Source organism: Candidatus Cloacimonadota bacterium, assembly GCA_034661015.1.
Classification (GTDB): Bacteria; Cloacimonadota; Cloacimonadia; order JGIOTU-2; family JGIOTU-2; genus JAYEKN01.
This window is the reverse complement of record JAYEKN010000024.1, coordinates 1-4,046: the sequence shown is the minus strand read 5'-3', so window position 1 is coordinate 4,046 and position 4,046 is coordinate 1. Positions and strand designations below refer to the sequence as shown.

The 4,046-nt window shown below is 34.9% G+C and carries 3 protein-coding genes; all 3 read left to right on the top strand.

Features of this window, described 5'->3' with window-relative positions; genetic code table 11:
* On the top strand, positions 1-1,484 hold a 1,484-nt coding region (locus tag U9P79_00740; protein MEA2103157.1), incomplete at its 5' end, for a putative DNA binding domain-containing protein.
* A 2-nt stretch (positions 1,485-1,486) separates the two neighbouring features.
* Positions 1,487-2,203 (top strand): DnaJ domain-containing protein, encoded by a 717-nt coding sequence (locus U9P79_00735; GenBank protein ID MEA2103156.1) that lies wholly within the window; start codon positions 1,487-1,489, stop codon positions 2,201-2,203.
* A 105-nt stretch (positions 2,204-2,308) separates the two neighbouring features.
* A partial coding sequence (locus U9P79_00730) for an LruC domain-containing protein (GenBank protein ID MEA2103155.1) occupies positions 2,309-4,046 on the top strand: 1,738 nt, incomplete at its 3' end.

Sequence of the window (4,046 nt, the reverse complement as noted above, 5' to 3'; positions counted from 1 at the left end):
CCCAGCCGGAAAATAGGCGATTAGAATTAAAGGAGATCATAAAAAATCCTTTAGGGATTGCAAAAACCGTTGTTGCATTTTGTAATGGAGCCGGGGGAGAATTATATCTTGGTATCAAGGATAAACCGAGAAATATAATGGGAATACCGGATGGAGAACTTTTCAGTACGGAAGAGAAGATAAACAATATAATTTTCGACTCTTGCTATCCCACGATTATTCCGGAAATTTCGTTCTTTAATATTGAAGATAAGACTGTGATAAGAGTAAAAATATTTAGGGGCAGTCAACCGCCTTACTATTTAAAAGCAAAAGGGAAACCGGATGGAACTTACATAAGGGTCGGTTCTAGTAATAGATTGGCTTCGGAAGAAATTATTGCAGAATTGGAAAGAGCAAAACATAATCTATCTTTTGATTCAATGATTCTATCTGATATTAATTTTGGAGAACTTAATTTTCCCAATTTCAAAAAACATTTTGAAGAGAAAACAGGCAGAGAACTAAATCTGAAAGCTTTAGAAAAATTAGGATTGGTAAAAAAACAAGCAGACCAAATTTACCCTACCAATAGTTTGATTTTATTATCAGATTCAGAGCAGAAAAATAGATTATTCCCATATGCAAAAGTAGAATGTGCCAGATTTAAAGGAATTAAAACTGATACATTTTTAGATCAAGCCAGCTTTGTAAATTCTATATCTCTACAACCTGATAAAGTCATTGATTTCATCAAACGAAATATCGCAAAAGGCTCTAGAATGAATGGGATTTATAGGGAAGATCATTGGGAATATCCGTTGGAAGCCATTCGGGAAGCAGTTATAAATGCCATTGTTCATAGAGATTATTCACTATTAGGAAAAGATATAAAAATTGCTATTTTTGACGATATGCTGGAAATAACCAGTCCCGGAACTTTTCCACCCTCTCTTGATTTTAAACCTTTGCCAATAGGGCAGTCCGAGATTCGCAATCGTACTATTGCACCGATTTTTAAAATGATGGGAATGATCGAGCAATGGGGTACTGGATTCAGAAAGATCACAGAATCTTTATATGAATATCCTGGAATTGAAATAAGATACTCCGAACCCGGAATTGCATTTCAGATTCAGTTTTGCAAAAGGGAAAAAAATGATAAAAAACAGACAAACACCCCACAAGCACCCCACAAGTACCCCACAAGTACCCCACAAGCACCCCACAAGCACCCCACAAGCACCAAGCAAGTTGAAAACGTTCTTAAATTTTGTAAAACAGCAAAAACACGTAATGAAATACAAATTCATTTAAAATTAAAAGATAGAAAATATTTTAGTCAGAAAATTTTTAATCCTTTTTTAGAGAATGGGCATATAAAAATGTTATACCCGGATAAACCCCAAAGCCCAAAACAAAAGTATATCACGACCATAAAAGGTAAAGAGTACCTTAAATCATTAGAAAATAGTGATGAAAAAATTAATTTAAAAGAATTATAATTATGGACGCACGCACAAGAGAAATAAAAAATGCACTTCTGATTTTATTCGAGCATAAAATGCTTCTTTCGTATTATGCAAATAACCCCATAAAAACTCACAATATTAAAAAAGCATTTCGCCGGAAAGCTAAATACTTTCATCCCGATAAATCGAAAGTTTTCGGAATCAACGAGAGAGAATTAACTTCCAAATTTCAAATTATCAATGAGGCATATAATTTATTGCTTGATCTTCTTGATCAAAAAGATAAAATTATTGTAAGAATTATTTCTAAGTCTTCCACAGACAATTATACCCAAGATTTTTCTATCCTGAAACGTTTTTATAATGGAAATTTACCAAAACGAAAACTCAGATTTGCAGAATTTCTTTTTTATAGCAAAGTGATCAATTTTCATTCAATGATAAAGGCGATAGTATGGCAAAGGAAAAACAGACCTATAGTTGGAAAATTGGGTGTTCAGTTGGGTTATATGACTCAAAACGATATCCGTTTTATAATTCGAAATAGACAATATAGTGAACAATTTGGTCAAACTGCAGCGAGACTTGGTTTGATTTCACCTTATCAATTGAGAGTCATTTTGAGAAAGCAAAAAAAATTCAAATGTCTTATTGGCGAATATTTTACTAATGAAAAAATTATTACTCATTTTGAAATAGGACGACTTTTGTACGAACATCGAAAGCACAATTTCTCTTTATCAAGAATGTGAAAGTTGACAAAAACAAACGGTTTTAATACAAATAGTCAAAAGTGACCTTTTTTAAGTGGACTCATAAATTATTAACCTTGTAAAAACCTTAAATTAAGGAGTATTATGAAAAAATATTTAGAGATTTTAACAATCATCGCAATCGTTTTATTTTCATTCAGCTGCGATATTTTCAAATCAGATGACTCATCGGAACCTACCAATATGAACGATTTGGTTGTTCCGGATGGATTTAATTATCATACCAGTCAAAATGTTGATGTAGAAATTTCAGTTTTTTCTAATAACGAAGAACCTGTTCCCGGAATATCTTTCAGAATCTATAACAAGCATCCCGAAAGTTTGGAGGATTATTTCGTCAAAGGCGCTACAAATGCGAACGGGATTCTTTCTGCTAAAGTCACTGTTGCATCTTATGTTGATTCTTTAACAATACTTGGCATGATGTCCACAATCACGCTTCCTATCATCAATGGTGAAATCACATATCAATTTAATGGGAATAATACTTTTGGAAAACCTTTTGGAAATTCCACTTCTCGCACGCGTGATGATTTTCTCTATTTTAGTTGGTTGTCTTATAATAATCTGGGTGTTCCTTCACCTATGACTACTGAAACAATTTCTGCGGAATTGCTCGCAAGAGTAAACAATGCTCTGCCGGAAAGACAAAACCTTTTAGAGACACATCCTGAGTATTTTTACCCGCAATACAACCATGAGATAAAATTGCTTGAAGACGTGCAGATTGATTTAACTTTCGTTTTGGAAGGTGCAGGATATAAAAATGCGATCGGCGTTTTCACCTATGCCGATGAAGGCTCCCTTCCAGTTGATCCCGAAGATTTAACTAGATATATTGTTTATCCAAATTTTTCTTCACCTTCTCAAGGTGGCATGCTTGCCGGTGATGTAGTCAATATCGGCGATAACTATGTAGCAAATACATATCTCGGAACATTTCTGGTTGCGAACGGTTGGGTTAACGGAAGTCAGGTAAATGGTTCGAGACAGACTTTTTATTCTGTTGATAATTATAATAGTGAATCTACTCCGCAATATCGTCAACATCAAATACTGCTGTACGATGGCTTTGAAGATAAAATTATTTTGGGCTATGAAGATCTGTATAGACCTTATGGTGATAACGATTTTAATGATGCTGTTCTGTTTGTGGATTGTACGCCCACGACAAGTATTGAAAAAGATAGTATTTACCATTTAACTCCGGTTATTGATACTGACGGGGATGGTGTTCCTGATGATGAAGACGATTATCCGGAAGATCCGGCAAGAGCTTTTGATTCATTCTATCCTGATGAAAACGTTTATGGAACCCTGGCATTTGAAGATTTGTGGCCCTCAAAAGGAGATTACGATTTCAACGATATTATAATTGATTTCAATGTTTTGCAGGTTACAAACGCAGATAATGAACTGGTGGACATCAAACCTGAAATAAAATTACGAGCGATTGGAGCAGGATATCATAACGGATTTGGAATTCAATTTCCATTTTCCGTTGCAAATTTTGATTCCTTTAGCGCTCAAGGTAACGAGTCCATTGTAAGGGAGACAGATTGCGATAGCGCTGTCGTTATTCTCTTTAACGATGCTTTTGATCTTATGAGCGATCCCGCCGGAGGAACTTGGGTAAATACCGTAGAGAGTGAGCCATACATAGAACCGGTTACACTTAATTTTTCTTACACTCTCCTAGACCCGATCCCAACTGCAAACCTTACCTATCTCCCTCCCTATAATCCGTTTATAATTGCAAATGGAAACAGAAATAAAGAAGTCCATCTCACTGATTATCCTCCGACATCTAAAATGAGTGATG